The organism is Methyloversatilis sp. S146-33, from assembly GCF_059552495.1.
This window is the reverse complement of sequence record NZ_JCANOT010000023.1, coordinates 1-16,599: the sequence shown is the minus strand read 5'-3', so window position 1 is coordinate 16,599 and position 16,599 is coordinate 1. Positions and strand designations below refer to the sequence as shown.

Here is a 16,599-nt window from a genome sequence, read left to right as displayed (position 1 = left end):
GGTGCGGCGATCAGCCGCTCAGCTTCTTCATCAGTTCGCGCACGGCACCGACCCGGCTGTCGAGGTCGGGGCTGGATCGCTTCCACGACAGTCTGTCCTGTCCGGCCAGCTTGAAGTTCCGGTCCTTCTGCACCAGCTGGATGATGCGTATCGGCTCGATCGGCGGGTTGGGGCAGAAGGTGATCAGGATCAGCGTTTCGTGCGCGTCGATCTTGGTGATGCCCAGCGGCTTTGCGGCGATGCGCAGGCGGTGCGTCTCCAGCAGCGCGCGCGTCTGGTCGGGCATCGGGCCGAAGCGGTCCACCAGTTCCTCGCGCAGGCCGCCCAGTTCGTCGTCGGTTTCGCAGTTGGCCAGTCGCTTGTACAGCGTGAGCCGCTCATGCACGTCGGGGCAGTACTTGGTCGGCAGCAGGGCGGGCGTGTGCAGGTTGATTTCCGACACGATGTCCAGCGGCTGCGTCAGATCGGCTTCCTCTCCCTTCTGCAGCGCCTTCACCGCGCTCTTCAGCATTTCGGTGTAGAGGTTGAAACCTACTTCCTGCATTTCGCCGGATTGCGAGTCGCCCAGCACTTCGCCGGCGCCGCGGATTTCCAGGTCGTGCATGGCAAGGAAGAAGCCGGAGCCCAGCTCTTCCATCATCTGGATCGCCTCCAGCCGGCGGCGGCCCTGTTCGGTCGGCTTGGCGTGCGCGTCGGTCAGCAGGTAGGCGTAAGCCTGGTGATGGCTGCGGCCGACGCGGCCGCGCAGCTGGTGCAGCTGGGCCAGACCGAAGCGGTCGGCGCGGTTGATGATGATGGTGTTGGCGTTCGGGTTGTCGATGCCGGTTTCGATGATGGTGGTACACAGCAGCACATTGTGCTTCCGCTGCGTGAACTCGCGCATCACGCGCTCCAGTTCGCGCTCCGGCAGCTGGCCGTGGCCGACCACGATGCGCGCCTCCGGCAGCAGGTCGGCCAGCCGCGTCTTCATTTCCTCGATGGTGTCGACCTCGTTGTGCAGGAAGTACACCTGGCCGCCACGCTTGAATTCGCGCAGCACTGCTTCGCGGATCAGCCCGCGCGACCACGGGCTGACGAAGGTCTTGATCGCCAGCCGCTTCTGCGGCGCGGTGGCGATGACCGAGAAGTCGCGGATGCCTTCGAGCGACATGGCCAGCGTGCGCGGAATCGGCGTCGCGGTCAGCGTGAGCACGTCCACCTCGGCGCGCAGCGCCTTCAGTGCCTCCTTCTGGCGCACGCCGAAGCGGTGTTCCTCGTCGATGATGACCAGGCCCAGGCGGGCGAACTTGACGTCCTTCTGCAGCAGGCGGTGGGTGCCGATCAGCACGTCGATCTTGCCTTCGGCCGCCTCCCTCAGCGCCTGCGTCTGTTCCTTCGCGCTCTTGAAGCGCGAAATCTCGGCGATGCGCGCCGGCCACTCGTGCGCCACCTGGGCGAAGCGGTCGGAGAAGGTCTGGTAATGCTGTTCGGCCAGCAGCGTGGTCGGCGCCAGCACGGCGACCTGCTTGCCGTCGGCCACCGCGACGAAGGCGGCGCGCAGCGCGACCTCCGTCTTGCCGAAGCCGACGTCGCCGCATACGAGTCGGTCCATCGGCCGGCCGGAGGTCATGTCGCCGACCACCGCGCTGATCGCGTTGAGCTGGTCCGGCGTTTCCTCGAAACCGAAACCTTCGGCAAAGGCGTCCATGTCGTGCTGCCTGAAGCCGAAGGTGTGGCCCTTGCGCGCCGAGCGCTGCGCGTACAGCGCGAGCAGTTCGGCGGCGGTGTCGCGCACCTGGGCGGCCGCCTTCTTCTTCGCCTTTTCCCACTGGCCGGAGCCGAGCTTGTGCAGCGTGATCTGGTCGCCGGGCGCACCGCTGTAGCGGCTGATCTGGTGCAGCTGCGACACCGGCACGTAGAGCTTGTCGCCGTCTGCGTACTCCAGATGCAGGAACTCGGTCTCGCCCTCGCCGAGGTCCATGTGCATCAGGCCGATGTAGCGACCGATGCCGTGCTGCAGATGAACCACCGGGTCGCCCACCTTCAGTTCGGTGAGATCGCGCAGGAAGTTCTCGGCGGTCACCTTGCGGCCGTCGCGCTTGCTGCGCGCGCGGGCCTGCGACGGGTAGAGCTCGCTTTCGGTGACCAGCGCAATCGATGGCGAGGTCAGCGCGAAGCCTTCGGCCAGCGGGCCGGTGGCGATCAGCAGGCGTGCCTCACTCGCCAGCGCCGCGTCGAAGCTGTCGCAGGCGGCGTTGGCCAAGCCGTATTCGGTGAAGTAGTCGGTCAGCGTTTCGCGCCGGCCCGCCGATTCGGCCACCACCAGCACGCGCTGCGCGGCGACCAGCGCGCGCAGCCGGAACAGCGGGTCGTCCGACTTGCGCTCGACGGCAAGCTCGGGCAGCGGCGTGACCGCGGCCACTTCGTCGCCGCGGCCGAGGCGCACGATGGGGCGGTTGGCCAGCGATACGTGGAACTGTTCTTCAGACAGGAACAGGTCCGGCGGCGGCAGTATCGGCCGCGCCCGTTCGCCCTTCATCAGGTCGAATCGGCTTTTCGTGTCGCGCCAGAAATCGGCGATGGCGTCATTGACCTCGTAGTCGAGCGCCACGACGGCGTTGGCCGGCAGGTAGTCGAACAGCGTGTCGGTGCGCTCGAAGAACAGCGGGATGTAGTACTCGATGCCGGCGCTGGGCACGCCGTTGGACACGTCCTTGTAGATGACCGACTTCGACGGATCGCCCTCGAAGGTTTCGCGGAAGCGCGACCTGAAGGCGGCACGTGCCTTGTCGTCCATCGGGAACTCGCGTGCCGGCAGCAGCCGTATTTCCTGCGTCGGAAAAACGGTGCGCTGGGTGTCGACGTCGAAGGTGCGGATGCTTTCGACCTCGTCGTCGAACAGGTCGATGCGGTAGGGCAGGGCGGAGCCGGTCGGGTAGAGGTCGACCAGGCCGCCGCGCACGCTGTATTCGCCCGGTGCGACGACCTGAGTGACCGCGCTGTAGCCGGCCACGGTGAGCTGCAGGCGCAGGCCCTCGACGTCCAGCTTCGCCCCCTGCTTGACGAAGAAGGTGTGGGCCGCCAGGTACTCGCGCGGCGCGAGACGGTAGAGCGCGGTCGAGGCGGGTACCACCAGCACGTCCAGTTCGCCGCGCATCAGTGCGTAAAGCGTTTCCAGCCGCTCCGACACCAGATCTGCGTGTGGCGAGAACTGGTCGTAGGGCAGGGTTTCCCAGTCCGGCAGCTGGAATGAACGCAGGGCTGGCGCGAACCAGCGCAGTTCGTCGAGCAGGCGCTGTGCGTCCATCGGACGCGCGGCAACGACCACCAGCGGGGCGCCCAGCTCGCGTGCAAGCTCGGACAGGGCGAGCGCCTGGGCACCGCCCGGCAGCTTCGGCCAGTCGGTGCGGCCACCGGGGCGCGGGCGGGGAAGACGGGACAGCAGGGAAGGCAATGAAGTCATGTGCGGGTAGAGCGGTGTGGCACCCGAACGTTCGGGCGCCACCGGTGACGGCAGAGGCGCGATTATCCCGGAAACCGCTTCGGCCGCCTTGCCCGCTTCATTCGCGATCGGGGTACTCGTCGTACTTGCGCGCGTCGCCGCGCACCCGGTCGGCCGGGTACTTCTGGCGGTTCAGCGCCATCTTGTCGGCCACCGCGGCCGGCAGGTTGATGTCCAGCACGTCGGCCAGACGCACCAGATAGACCAGCACGTCGGCCAGTTCGTGGCTGACCGCGGTGCGCTTGTCGTCGGCCAGTTCGCGGCCGGTGGGCAGCCACTGGAAGTGCTCCATCACCTCGGCAGCTTCGATGCTCATCGCCATCGCCAGGTTCTTCGGCGTATGGAACTGCGCCCAGTCGCGTTCATCGACGAACTGGCGGATCAGGTCGCGCAGGGCGGACAGGTCGGTGGTGTCGGTGTGCGACGACATGGCGTGATCGAAGTAACGGAGGTGTGTGATTGTTGCAAAACTCCATCCTTGCGTCGCCGTCAAGACTTGATCTTGTAAATGGTGCGGCGCAGTATCGGCGGCGTCTTCCCACCGATTCCCCTGATGACCCAGGCCACTCAAGAGCCGAAAGCCCTTGCGCCGCTGATGCTTGCCGCACTCGGCGTCGTGTTCGGCGACATCGGTACCAGCCCGCTCTACGCCTTCAAGGAAGCCTTCGCCGGATCGCACGGACTGCCGCTGTCGGAGGCCAATGTGCTGGCCACGCTTTCGGCGCTGTTCTGGGCGGTCACGTTGATCATTTCGTTCAAGTACGTGTTCATCGTGCTGCGCTTCGACAACGAGGGCGAGGGTGGCGCGTTGGCGCTGGCTTCGCTGGCGCAGCGTTCGGCGCGCACCGGCGTACGTCGCCGCGTTGCGGCGGTCACCGCAGCCGGCGTGTTCGCCGCCGCGATGTTCTACGGTGACGCGGTGATCACGCCGGCGATTTCGGTGCTGTCGGCGGTCGAGGGCATTGCCGTGGTGACGCCCACTCTGGAGCACTGGGTCGAACCGATCACCATCGTCATCCTGGTCCTGCTGTTCTGCGTGCAGCGCACCGGTACCGCTGTCGTGGGGCGTTTCTTCGGGCCGATCACCATCGTCTGGTTCGCCGTGCTGGCGCTGCTGGGAGCATCGAGCATCGCGCAGACGCCCGAGGTGTTGCGCGCGCTGAACCCGGCCTATGCCGTCTCGTTCGCGATCGACACGCCGGGTAAGGCCTTCCTGCTGCTCGGTGCGGTCTTCCTTGCGCTGACCGGCGGCGAGGCGCTGTATGCCGACATGGGTCACTTCGGCCGGCGTCCGGTGCGGCTGGCCTGGTATTTCATCGTGTCGCCGGCACTGCTGATCAACTACTTCGGTCAGGGCGCGCTGGTGCTGCGCGCGTCCGAGGCGGTCAGCAACCCCTTCTTCATGCTGGCTCCCGAGGACTGGCGGCTGCCCCTGGTCGCGCTGGCGACGATGGCCACCGTGATCGCGTCGCAGGCGACCATTTCCGGCGCTTTCTCGATCACCGCGCAGGCGACGCGACTGGGTTACCTGCCGCGCCTGCGTCAGCTGCACACCTCGGACACCGAACGGGGGCAGGTCTACATACCCGCGGTGAACTGGATGATGCTGGTCGTGGTGGTCGTGCTGGTGCTCGAATTCGACACGTCGAGCGAACTGGCGGCGGCCTACGGCATCGCGGTGTCGGGCGACATGATCATCACGACGCTGCTGATGCTGTTCATCACGACCATGTCGCAGCGTCGCCTGAAGACGCTGCTGCTCGCCGTGCTCGGCGTCTTCCTGGTCGTCGAGATGTTGTTCTTCGCCTCCAACCTGACCAAGTTCATGGCCGGCGGCTGGCTGCCCATGCTGCTTGGCGGCGCGCTGTTCACGATGCTCACGACGTGGAAGCAGGGCACCGCGCTGATCACCCGCGAACGCCGGCGCATCAACATCCCGATGGCCGACTTCATCGGCGGACCGCCGCTGGACGTTCCGCGTGTGCCGGGCACGGCGATCTACCTGACATCCGATACGGAAACGGTGCCCAGTGCGCTGTTCCACAATCTGAAGCACTTCAAGGTGCTGCATGAGCGCGTGTTCTTCCTGCACGTGATGATCGAGGACGTGCCGCGCGTGCCCGACATCGACCGCATCGAAGTGCACAAGCTCGGTGGCGAGCACTACACGGTGGAGGCGCGCTACGGCTTCCGCGAGGAACCGGACATTCCGAAGGCGCTCGCCGCGCTGGCCGATCTGGGTCTCGAACTGGAGCCGATGAGCACCACCTATTTCGTCGCCCGCGCGACCGTGGTCGAAGGCCAGGGTGACGACCTGCAGTCGTGGCGGCGTGCGCTGTTCGGCTGGATGATGCGGCAGTCGGAAGGGCCGGCGAACTACTTCCACCTGCCGCCCAATCAGGTGGTCGAGCTGGGCACGCAGATCAGTCTCTGAACGGCTGCGGCGGCTGCGGGCAATTTTCCCGGCCGCACCGGCCGGGGCTTCCGCCGGAACTGCGACGCACCGACAATGCCGAACCTCGCGGAGGCCGATGCGCCTCCAGCCTGCGTCACCCCTCGCACAGGAAAACAACGATGCGCTACACCCGCACCGCGATGTCGCTGCACTGGCTGATCGCGCTGATGCTGTTCGGCATGTTCGGCTTCGGCCTCTACATGGTCGAACTGCCGCTGTCGCCGCAGAAGCTGAAGTTCTACTCGTATCACAAGTGGGCCGGCGTCACCGTGTTCCTGCTGGTGCTCGCGCGCCTGGCCTGGCGCATTACGCACCGGCCGCCCGCGCTGCCGGCGGACATGCCGGCCTGGCAGGTGACGGCGGCCAAGGCCGGCCATCATCTGCTCTATCTGCTGATGGTGATCGTGCCGCTGTCCGGCTGGCTGATGAGTTCGGCCAAGGGCTTCCAGACCGTCTGGTTCGGCGTGCTGCCGCTGCCCGATCTGCTGGCCAAGGACGAGGCGCTGGGCGAGGCGCTGCTGCTGACGCACCGGCTGCTGAACTGGTTCTTCATGCTGGTGGTGGCGGGCCACGTATTGGCCGCGCTGAAGCATCACTTCATCGATCGCGACGGGCTGCTGTCGCGCATGCTGCCCGGGCGCTGATCAGCGTGCGCCGGCTGGCAGCCAGACCTGCGCCGGGTCGAGCGCATAGCTCCACGGCAGGCCGGCATTCTTCCAGCCATTGACGGTGCGCTTGCCGCGCTCGGCGCCGCTGTCCGCGGTGTCGCCCTCGAAACCGTCGATCACCGTCCATACCCGGGTGAAACCGGCCGCGGCCAGCGCATTGACGGCGCGCGCCGTGCGGTCGCCGGAGCGGCAGATGAGCACGATGTCGGCGTTGCGGTCCAGTCCCTTGGCCTGCAGGCGCTGTTCGACCGAGCGGATGAATTCAGGGTTCTTGTGCAGCGTGAAGCGGCGCGACTTGGCGTCGAAGTGGTCGAAGTCGACCAGCATGAAGGGCACGTTGGCGTCCATGCCGGCCGGTACGCCGACATAGCTCACCTCGGCCTGCGTGCGCACGTCGAGGAAGAGCGTGCGGCCGGGGTTGTCGCTCAGCATGCGGTGCGCCTCGGCCGAGGTCAGATAGCGGTCCAGCACCGTGCGCTTGTCCGGCGGCACGGCGGCGGGATCGATGGCGTAAGCGCTGCTGCATGCGCACAGCGCGAGTGCAAGGAAGATTGATCGCATCGAGGACTCCTTTGCGGTGGATCGCCGCGCAGGACGGGGCGACGATCAGGCCACGCTGAGGCGCGGCTTGCCACGCAGTCGACTGCGCAGCGGGCGGTCGAGTTCTGCCAGACGCGCGGTCAGCGTGTCCATCAGCTTGTCGCGCGACACCGATTTGGCGACGAAGCAGCTCGCCCCGGCGTCCATCGCGGCGCGCTGCCACGCCGGGTCCTCGATGCCCGACAGCATCACGATGACCAGCTTGTCGGCGCTGTAGTGTTCGCGCAACGCCTTGCAGGTGGCGACGCCGTCCATGCCCTGCATCAGGCCGTCGAGCAGCAGCACGTGGGGGCATTGCTGGCCCACCATCAGCAGCGCCTGCTCGCCGCTCTCCGCCTCGCGGATGTGCGTGCAGCCGGCGCCTTCGAGCGAGCGACGCATCAGGAAGCGTTCCGCCTCATCGTCGTCGACGATCAGGATGTCCAGCGCGTCCGGCAGTGCGCCCTGCGCGCCTTCGCTGTCCAGGCTGCATTCGAGTACGCGGCGCGCTGACTCGAGCTGCATGCGGCTGGCGATCGGCACCAGCGTGGTGGCCAGTGCCCAGTCCTTTTCCAGCGCGGCCGCTTCGAGGCGACGCATCGTGTCGTGCAGGTCGAAGGCCTGCGCATGCACGGCCAGCGACTTCAATGTGTGGGCGGCGCGGCGCAGCGTGTTCTCGTCGCGCTCGCGCAGCGCTTCCTGCATGGCCAGCACGTTGCGCTGCGATTCCTTCTCGTACAGCGCGGCGAAGCGGGCGCGGTCCTGCTGGTTGATGGCGTCGATCGAGATCGACTGCGTGCCGGACACCGCGTTGTCCGGCAGCCACTTGCGCACGATGGCGTACAGGTCGTCCTCGCGGAAGGGCTTGGCCAGGTAGTCGTCCATGCCGGCGGCGATGCAGTTCTCGCGGTCGCCGTCGTTGGCGCCGGCGGTCAGCGCGATCAGCGGCGTGGCCGGCAGGCCGACCAGGCGTTCGCGGTCGCGGATGCGTTCGCAGGCTTCGAAGCCATCCATGCCGGGCATCTGGCAGTCCATCAGCACGAGGTCGAAGCGGGCGTGCTCAAGCTCCTGCAGCGCCTGTCGACCGTCGCGCGCCAGCGTGCAGCGCAAGCCGAAGGCCTCAAGCATGTGGGAGGCGACTTCAGCGTTGACCGGGCTGTCCTCGACCAGCAGCACGCTGCCGGACAGTCGCGGCAAGGTGGGTAGCGACAGGCTGTTCTGCGCTTCCTCGATGCCGGTCGATACCACCTTGCACGGCAGCGACAGTGTGAAGGTGGAGCCGATGCCCTGGGCGCTGCGCAGCGTCACCGAGCCGCCGAGCATTTCGGCCAGCTGACGCGAAATCGCCAGCCCGAGGCCGGTGCCGCCGAAGCGGCGCGAGGCGGTGTTGTCGGCCTGGGCGAAGGCGTCGAAGATGCGTGCCTGGTCGTCGTGCGCGATGCCGATGCCGGTATCGCGCACTGACATGACCATGCGCACCGAACCGCTGGTCGGGCGGTCGTGCAGCATCAGGTCGTCGTCCATCGAGTGCGCGCGCAGCGTGACGAACACGCCGCCGTGGTCGGTGAACTTGATGGCGTTGCCGATCAGGTTGACGGCGATCTGGCGCAGGCGACCGGGGTCGCCCTCGATGCGGCCGGGTACCGCGTCGTCGACGTCGAGTGCCAGCGTCAGGTTCTTTTCGCGTGCCTGCGCGCCGAGCAGTTCGGTCACTTCGCGCAGCGTGCGCCGCGGATCGAATTCGCTGCGCACGAGGTCGAAGCGGCCGGCTTCGATCTTCGACAGATCGAGAATGTCGTTCAGCAGATCGAGCAGGTTTTCGCCCGAGCGGTAAAGCGTTTCCAGGTAGCGCCGCTGCTCGCCGTTCAGTTCGCTGCGCAGCAGCAGCTGCGCCATGCCCAGCACGCCATTCATCGGCGTGCGGATTTCGTGGCTCATGTTCGCCAGGAACTGGCTCTTCGCCTGGTTGGCCTGTTCCGCGTTCTCCTTCGCTTCCTCGTTTTCCTGCGCCACCTTGGCGTGGTGCAGGCGCAGCCGGATGAACTCGGCGGTGTTGCGCTGGAAGCGACGGGCGTTGACGACGGCGATCATCAGGAACAGCAGGATGAAGCCGCCCAGCACCTCGCGCTCGGGCTCGGGCGAGCGCAGATAGAAATAAGCGGTGGGGAGCAGTGTGGGCAGCGCCATGCACAGATAGGCCTTCCACATGCCGGTCAGCGAGAACAGCCCTACAGCGGATACGGCCACCAGACAGAGCGGCACGACCATTTCGTAGGGATGTCCCGGCGGCGGCATCAGGAACACGCCGAGCGACCCCCAGGCGGAGCCGGCGGCGAGCACGCCGAGCATGAACAGCCACTTCCAGATCAGCGTCTCGTTGATGCCTGGCGACACATGGCGCCAGGCCAGGATGAGACCGTAACGACCGACGTTCACGACCACCATCGCCACCAGCCAGATGCTGAGTGCACGCGGATCGACAATGTTGTGCAGCACGCCCCAGATCAGGCTGGCCAGCACGATGGCCATCAGCAGCGTGAAGGGCGTCAGCCGGTAGGCGAGCGCCACCAGTTCCGCCTCGACCTGGCGTTCCGTGCCTTCATTGCGCGGTGTGGTGCCGTGTGACAGAAGAGTGGTGGGCATGACCGGCTCAGCTCTTAGGGCAGTCGGCCGCGAGGCCCGATGAGAAGGAGTAGTTCCGGTTCACGACTGTGGGCACGGTTTCTTTAACCGGCAGGCCGTGATGCGGCGCCGCATTCACTGTCCGTAGCTCCCGAACTTGACCAGCACGCGCGCCATTTCGGCGTCGTCGATCAGTCGCGGCGTGCCGATCTGCAGTGTCCGCCAGTACTGTTCGCACAGGGTTTCGAATTCGACCGCCAGCGCGACCGCCTGCGCCAGGTCGTGGCCGAACACCAGCATGCCGTGGTTGGCCATCAGGCAGGCACAGCGACCGTCGAGTGCGTCGATCACCGCGTCGGACAGCGCCTGTTCGCCGAAGGTGGCGTAGCGCGCGCAGCGCACCGTGGCGCCACCGAAGCGCGCAATCATGTAGTGGAAGGGCGGAATGTCTGCACCGACGCAGGCGAGCGCGGTGGCGAAGGGGGCGTGCGTGTGCACGACCGCACCGGCTTCGGGTCGGGCGCGATAGATGTCGCGATGGATGCGCCATTCCGAGGACGGCTTGAGCCGGCCTGCGAAACCGCCGTCCTGGTCGACCAGAACCATGTCGTCCGGCGTGCACGCATCCGGTTCGAGTCCGCTCGGTGTGATCAGGAATGCGGTGCCGCGGCGCGCGCTGACATTGCCAGCCGCACCGCGGTTCAGTCCGCACGCTTCCAACCGGCGAGCCGCAGAGTGCACGTCGGCGCCGCTGACCTCAGTCATCAGGGTGTGCCCCTGTATTGTGGAGTGCCGCCGATTATCCCCAACACGCCGCGGATTACAAGCGTGTCCGTGTTAAAGGTTGACGAAACGTCAGTGGTTTCCCCACGTCGTCGGCCGGAAATCCTTTACAGATAAGGGTTTCAGTTTTCTCGAAACAACATTAACTTCTGTGGATGAAGTCAGACCGAGAACTGTTTCGGCGTCTGCCCGGCCACGCAGTCGATCGGGCCGCGTTCGGTCACGATGGCGCTCACCAGTGCGACCGGCGTCACGTCGAAGGCCGGATTGGCGACAGCGCGGTCGGCGTCGAGCACCGTGACGCCGCCCTCGGCGCCGCGCACCACGCGCACCTCGTCGCCGCTACGTTCCTCGATCGGAATCGCGTCGCCGTCGGCACAGCCCAGATCTATGGTCGACCACGGCGCAGCGACCCAGAAGGGCAGCGCATGCGCGCGTGCCGCCAGCGCCTTCAGATAGCTGCCCACCTTGTTCGCAGTGTCGCCATTCGCCGCGATACGGTCGGCGCCGATCACCACCGCGTCGACGCGGCCTTCGCGCATCAGCTGACCGGCGGCGTTGTCGGCGATCACGGTGTGCGGCACGCCAGCGCGCGCCAGTTCCCAGGCGGTCAGCAGGCCCTGATTGCGCGGCCGCGTTTCCGACACCCAGACGTGGATGTCCAGCCCGGCCTGCTGCGCCAGATAGATACCGGACAGCGCAGTGCCCCAGCCGGTGGTGGCCAGCCAGCCGGCGTTGCAGTGGGTCATCAGATCGATGCGGCCGGATGCCGGCAGCGCGCGGATCAGCGCCAGCGTGTGCTCGCCGATGGCGCGGTTGGCAGCGCGGTCCTCGTCGCAGATCGCCAGCGCCTCGTGCCAGGCTGCTTCGGCGCGCGCGGACGGCGCCAGAGGCAGCACCGCGCGTGCGACCCGGTCCAGCGCCCAGGCCAGATTGACCGCGGTCGGTCGGGTGGCGGCCAGCGTGCCTCGGGCGGCGTCGAGCGCGGCGTCGTCGGCCGCCTCACGCAGCGCCAGCGCCAGACCGAAGGCGCCGATGGCGCCGATCAGCGGCGCACCGCGCACCTGCATCGAGGCGATCGCGTGGGCCGCCTGCGCAGCGGTGGCGATGCGCAGTTCGTGTTCGGCGAAGGGCAGTCGGGTCTGGTCGAGGATGTGGAGAACATCGTTGTCGATGCGCAGCGGGCTGGGGGTGTCGGTCATGGAGCGGGGCGGGCATACCGTATTGCGTCGGGGCCTGAAGCATAATCCGCCCTCCAAGCCAGAGCGATGTCTGCCATGCAGGATTACAGCGGCCGCGTGCCGTCCAAGCTGCCCGACGTGGGCACCACGATATTCACCGTCATTTCGCGCGAAGCCGCCGAACTGGGCGCGCTGAACCTGTCGCAGGGTTTTCCCGACTTCACCGCCGGGCCGGAACTGTTCGACGCGGTGGCGCGGCACATGCACGCCGGCCACAACCAGTATTCGCCGATGGCCGGTCAGCCGGCGCTGCGCGCCGCGGTGTCCGCCAAGATGGCGGCGGTGTACGGCGCGCAGTACGGCCCGGAAAGCGAAATCACCATCACCGCCGGAGCCACTCAGGCCGTCTACACCGCGATCACCGCGCTGGCCGGGCCGGGCGACGAGGTGATCATTTTCGAGCCGGCCTTCGACAGCTATCTGCCGGGCATCCGGCTGGCGGGTGCGACGCCGGTATTTGTCCGGCTGGAGGCGCCGCACTTCCTGCCGAACTGGGACACAGTCGCACGCGCGATCACGCCGCGCACCCGGCTCATCATCACCAACACGCCGCACAACCCGACCGGCGCCGCCTGGTCGCTCGACGACCAGCGCCGGCTGGCCGCGCTGTGCGACGGTCGTGACATCCTGGTCATTTCGGACGAGGTGTACGAACACATCATGTTCGACGGCCGCGAACACGCCAGCGCCTGCCGCGTGCCGGAACTGGCGGCGCGCACTCTGCTGGTGTCCAGCTTCGGCAAGACCTTCCATGTGACTGGCTGGAAGGTCGGCTTCGTCTGCGCGCCGCCGTCGCTGACCGCCGAATTCCGCCGCGTGCACCAGTTCAACGTGTTCGCCGTGAACACGCCCTGCCAGCTCGGCCTGGCTGACTACATGGCCGACGCTTCGCGCTATCTCGACCTCGGCGCCTTCTACCAGAAGAAGCGCGATGACTTCCGTGCCCGCATGGCCAGCTCGCGCTTCGAACTGCTGGACTGCGCCGGCACCTATTTCCAGCTCGCCCGCTACGACGCGATCAGCGACGAGCCGGACGCCGTGTTCGTACGCCGGCTGATGCGCGAAGCCGGCGTGGCCACCATACCGGTGTCCGCCTTCCACCACGATGGCTTCGACGCGAAGCTCATCCGTTTCTGCTTCGCCAAGAGCGAAGCGCTCATCGAGCAGGCGTGCGAGCGCCTGTGCGCCTACTGAAAGTGATGATGGAAAACGTCGATTTCGAATTGCGGGGCGAATACGTTGCCCTGTGCGACCTGCTGAAGATTGCCGGTGTCGTCACCAGCGGTGGCGAAGGCAAGGCCCGTGTCGATGCCGGTGGCGTGATGGTGGACGGCCAGCCGGAATCGCGTCGTACCGCCAAGATCCGCGCCGGTCAGGTGGTGGAGTGCGATGGCGTGCGGATTGCCGTTCGGTGAACGGCAGCTTCAAGCTGCAAGATTCAAGGTGCAAGAGGCCGCGCTTCTACTTGCCGCTTGAGTCTTGCGTCTTGCGGCTCGCGCCGGCAACCCGGCTGGCAGCGGCTAGGCCGCTGCGCACGGCCGCTTCCAGCGTGGCCGGATAGTCGGCGACGAGGTAGTCGCCGGCGAGTGCGATGCGGGTGTCGCGCGGCTGTTCGATCGCGGCGCGCCCCGGCGTGCAGCGGAAGGTGGCGCGGCGTTCGCTGATCGTGCGCACCCACAGCGGATCGGACAGCGAGGGGAACTGGCTGCGCAGCGCGGACAATACGGTGCCTTCCGTCTCTTCCCGCGTACCGCCCGCGGCGGATACGACACCGGCCAGCAGGCCGGGCGGACCGCCGAGCTGACCACGATCGAACACCCAGTGCGGTTCACCGGCGACGAAGCCGGTCATCGCCGCGGGCAGACGCGTGCGAGCGTCGAAGGCGGCATAGACGGTGGTGATGGCTTCGTACTCCAGCGCTGCGACCTGTCGCGCGATGTCCTCCATGTCCGGCAGATCGCCGAGCAGCGCCGGCAGCTGATGCGGGCTGCAGGCGAACACGACGCGGTCGGCGTGGCGCCTGCCGTCGGCGCAGTCGATGGCGAAGCCGTCGGTCTGCGCGCGCACGGTACGTACGCGCGTTCCGGTGTTCACCGATGCGCCGTGCGCGCGCAGCCAGAACAGCGCCGGCTCCGGCAGCAGGCTGCCGAGGTCGGCACGCGGCAGCAGCAGGTCGGCCGACCCGGGCGGCCCCAGCAGGCTGTCGTTCAGCACGCGCGCGAATACGCGGGCGCTGGACTGTTCGATCGTGGTGTTCAGTGCGGCGACGCACAGCGGCGCCCACAGGTGCGTGATCGAGCCCGGCGTCTGTGCGGTACGGACGAGCAGGGCGGCCACGGTCTCGTCGGCCGGCGGCGCACGGCGTATCGTCCGCATCAGCCGCAGCGCGGCCAGACGGTCGCGCCAGCTCATGCCATGCGCGCGCAGGAAGGCAAGGGCGATGCTGGCGCGTCCGCTGCCGTGCGCGCACAGCGAAAAGCCATCGTCGAATTCGAGCGCCAGCGGCAGGCGCTGCAGCAGCGCGTCGGGGTCGGCGCCGACTGCGCGCATCAGCGCCAGTGTTTCGCTGTAGGCGCCGATCAGGATGTGCTGGCCGTTGTCCAGCGGCAGGCCGTCCATGCGCACGGTGCGCGCGCGACCGCCGACCTGGGGCGCGGCTTCGAACACGGTCGGCTGCAGGCCGCGGCGCACGCAGTCGACCGCGCAGGCCAGCCCGGCCCAGCCGCCACCAACGATGGCGACCGTGGTGCTCAACTTTTCAGCCAGGTTTTCCACGCCAGCCACAGCTTGCGCAGCGGCGTCAGCGCGATGCGGCGGTCGAGCACGCGGCAGCCGTCACGCTCGATCTCGTCGAGCAGCGTGCGGTAGATCGCCGCCATCACCAGACCCGGTCGCTGCGCTGCGCGGTCCTGCTTGGGCAGCGCGGCCATCGCCTGTTCGTAGTACTGGCGTGCGCGGGCGATCTGGAACTCCATCAGCTGGCGGAATTCGTCGCTGTAGCGCGCGTTCAGGATGTCGGCGGCGCGCACGTTGAAGCGCTGCAGCTCCTCGACCGGCAGGTAGATGCGTCCGCGCCGCGCGTCCTCGCCGACGTCGCGGATGATGTTGGTGAGCTGGAAGGCGATGCCGAGGTCGTGCGCATACTTCTGCGTGTCGCGGTGGGTCGAGCCGAAGATCTGTGAGGCGAGCAGGCCGACTACCGACGCAACGCGGTAGCAATAGAGCTGCAGACCCTTGAAGTCGAGATAGCGCGACTGGTCGAGGTCCATTTCCATGCCGTCGATGATTTCGAGCAGCTGTTCGCGCGGCAGACCGTAGTCGCGTATCGCCGGCAGCAGCGCCAGGCAGACCGGGTGTTCCGGTGTGCCGTCGAAGCAGGCATCGATCTGCGCACGCCACCAGGCCAGCTGGGTGCGCGCGATACCGACGTCCTCGGTTTCGTCGACCACGTCGTCGACCTCGCGGCAGAAGGCGTACAACGCGGTGATTGCACGCCGGCGCGGCGGCGGCAGGAAGAGGAAGCTGTAATAGAAGGACGAGCCGCTCTTGGCGGCGCGGTCCTGACAGTATTCGTCGGGGGTCATCGGTAGGTGAGGGCCTTGAGGGCTATCAGCGGCCAGTCGGTCCGGCCCAGTTTCGGGCGGCGGCGGAATACATCGTAATCGACCTGTTCAATGCGCTGCAAAATGCGCAGCCCGCCCTGCACGACAAGGCGCAATTCCCAGCCCAGTCGACCGGGCAGGCGGCGTGCCAGCGGCATGCCGGAACGCATCAGCGCGCGGGCGTCATCGACGAGGTGTTTCATCATGGCGCGGAAAGCGTCGTCGCAGCGGGCTTCGCGCAGATGCGCTTCGGTCACGCCGAAGCGGGCCATCGTGTCGAGCGGAATGTAGATGCGACCGGGCGGCAGCCCGTCGGCGTTCTTGCGGATGTCGATGGCGACGTCCTGCCAGTGGTTGATGAGCTGCAGCGCGCTGCAGATCGCATCGGACTGCGTGAGGCTCTGCGCGTCGTCGACCTTGTACAGACACAGCAGCAGGCGTCCTATCGGGTCAGCCGAGCGGCGGCAGTAGTCGCGCAGTTCGGCGTCGTTGGCGTAGCGGGTTTTCACCACGTCCTGCGCGAAGGCATCGAGCAGGTCGTGGAACAGCGGCAGCGGCAGCGACCAGGCGCTGACGGCGCGCGCCAGCCGGGCGTGTATCGGATCGTCCGGCATGCCGCCGTGTTCGATGATGCGCAGCTGCGCGCGGCACAGTTCGAGTGCCGCGAGCCGCGCCTCCGGTGCCGCGTCGCCCTCGTCGGCGATGTCGTCGGCATTGCGGGCGAACCAGTAGATCGCCGCGACCGGCTCGCGCAGCGCGGGCGGCATCAGGCGGGAGGCGACCGGGAAGTTTTCGTAGTGTTCGACCGACATGGGGCGCCGAGTATACCGGGGGCAGGTGTACAATCCGCGCCGCGTGCCCAGGTGGCGAAATTGGTAGACGCACTGGATTTAGGTTCCAGCGCCGCAAGGCGTGGAGGTTCGAGTCCTCTCCTGGGCACCAGCTTCTAAAGATTGCTCATACGCGTTCGTCACTAGCAGGCTGGTGAGAAACCCTTGAACGCTTCCGGATCATGCCCTTTCGTTTGTTTTTTCCGGCACCGGAAGTGCGCCGTGGCGTGTGACTCAGGACTCTCTAACCCTCGCATCCCGCTGCTCGCCAGGCAGCGGACGCATCTATCCGTTCTACACGGCAGCCGGTCGCATCAGGCTCAGCATTCGGCTCAGGT

Annotated in this window: 13 protein-coding genes and 1 tRNA gene; 5 read left to right on the top strand and 9 right to left on the bottom strand. The window is 67.2% G+C overall.

Annotation, left to right across the window (positions count from 1 at the left end; all coding sequences use genetic code 11):
- Window positions 1–10 precede the first annotated feature (10 nt).
- Entirely contained in the window at window positions 11–3,442 is a 3,432-nt protein-coding gene (mfd, locus tag AC51BJ_RS07915) for a transcription-repair coupling factor (RefSeq protein ID WP_496279854.1), read from the bottom strand.
- A 97-nt stretch (window positions 3,443–3,539) separates the two neighbouring features.
- Window positions 3,540–3,911, bottom strand: a complete 372-nt coding sequence (locus AC51BJ_RS07910; RefSeq protein WP_430434373.1) for a nucleotide pyrophosphohydrolase — start codon at window positions 3,909–3,911, stop codon at window positions 3,540–3,542.
- A gap of 123 nt (window positions 3,912–4,034) precedes the next feature.
- Between AC51BJ_RS07910 and AC51BJ_RS07905 the strand changes: the two genes are divergently transcribed.
- Window positions 4,035–5,915: a potassium transporter Kup gene (locus tag AC51BJ_RS07905; RefSeq protein WP_496279853.1), complete on the top strand. Its 1,881-nt coding sequence runs from the start codon at window positions 4,035–4,037 to the stop codon at window positions 5,913–5,915.
- A gap of 140 nt (window positions 5,916–6,055) precedes the next feature.
- Window positions 6,056–6,580 (top strand): cytochrome b, encoded by a 525-nt coding sequence (locus AC51BJ_RS07900; RefSeq protein WP_496279852.1) that lies wholly within the window; start codon window positions 6,056–6,058, stop codon window positions 6,578–6,580.
- Here the strand turns inward: AC51BJ_RS07900 and AC51BJ_RS07895 are convergent, their stop codons facing one another.
- The 4 genes from AC51BJ_RS07895 to mtnA form a co-directional block, all read right to left on the bottom strand.
- A complete protein-coding gene (locus tag AC51BJ_RS07895; RefSeq protein ID WP_496279851.1) occupies window positions 6,581–7,165 on the bottom strand; it encodes a rhodanese-like domain-containing protein in 585 nt (194 codons plus the stop codon).
- A 45-nt stretch (window positions 7,166–7,210) separates the two neighbouring features.
- Complete coding sequence (locus tag AC51BJ_RS07890) at window positions 7,211–9,826, bottom strand: response regulator (RefSeq protein WP_496279850.1); 2,616 nt, start codon at window positions 9,824–9,826, stop codon at window positions 7,211–7,213.
- Between the two features lie 114 nt (window positions 9,827–9,940).
- A complete protein-coding gene (locus AC51BJ_RS07885; RefSeq protein ID WP_496279849.1) occupies window positions 9,941–10,570 on the bottom strand; it encodes a class II aldolase/adducin family protein in 630 nt (209 codons plus the stop codon).
- A gap of 179 nt (window positions 10,571–10,749) precedes the next feature.
- Window positions 10,750–11,790, bottom strand: coding sequence for an S-methyl-5-thioribose-1-phosphate isomerase (gene mtnA / locus AC51BJ_RS07880; RefSeq protein WP_496279848.1), 1,041 nt, complete (start codon window positions 11,788–11,790; stop codon window positions 10,750–10,752).
- A 66-nt stretch (window positions 11,791–11,856) separates the two neighbouring features.
- On the opposite strand from mtnA, the gene AC51BJ_RS07875 reads away from it, so the two are divergent.
- Both AC51BJ_RS07875 and AC51BJ_RS07870 read left to right on the top strand, forming a co-directional pair.
- A complete protein-coding gene (locus tag AC51BJ_RS07875) occupies window positions 11,857–13,023 on the top strand; it encodes a methionine aminotransferase (RefSeq protein WP_496279847.1) in 1,167 nt (388 codons plus the stop codon).
- 8 nt (window positions 13,024–13,031) lie between these two features.
- Window positions 13,032–13,244 (top strand): RNA-binding S4 domain-containing protein, encoded by a 213-nt coding sequence (locus AC51BJ_RS07870; RefSeq protein ID WP_304008323.1) that lies wholly within the window; start codon window positions 13,032–13,034, stop codon window positions 13,242–13,244.
- Window positions 13,245–13,290: 46 nt separating this feature from the next.
- On the opposite strand, the gene hpnE is transcribed toward AC51BJ_RS07870, so the two are convergent.
- Genes hpnE through hpnC form a run of 3 tightly spaced genes read right to left on the bottom strand, consistent with a single transcriptional unit; the run spans window position 13,291 to window position 16,243 of the window.
- Window positions 13,291–14,583, bottom strand: coding sequence for a hydroxysqualene dehydroxylase HpnE (gene hpnE / locus AC51BJ_RS07865; RefSeq protein ID WP_024300386.1), 1,293 nt, complete (start codon window positions 14,581–14,583; stop codon window positions 13,291–13,293).
- Window positions 14,580–15,413: a presqualene diphosphate synthase HpnD gene (gene hpnD / locus AC51BJ_RS07860; protein ID WP_019917876.1), complete on the bottom strand. Its 834-nt coding sequence runs from the start codon at window positions 15,411–15,413 to the stop codon at window positions 14,580–14,582. The genes hpnE and hpnD overlap by 4 nt, the downstream gene beginning before the upstream one ends.
- A complete protein-coding gene (gene hpnC / locus AC51BJ_RS07855; RefSeq protein WP_496279846.1) occupies window positions 15,410–16,243 on the bottom strand; it encodes a squalene synthase HpnC in 834 nt (277 codons plus the stop codon). The genes hpnD and hpnC overlap by 4 nt, the downstream gene beginning before the upstream one ends.
- Before the next feature lie 45 nt (window positions 16,244–16,288).
- On the opposite strand from hpnC, the gene AC51BJ_RS07850 reads away from it, so the two are divergent.
- A tRNA-Leu gene (locus AC51BJ_RS07850) sits at window positions 16,289–16,373 on the top strand.
- Window positions 16,374–16,599 lie beyond the last annotated feature (226 nt).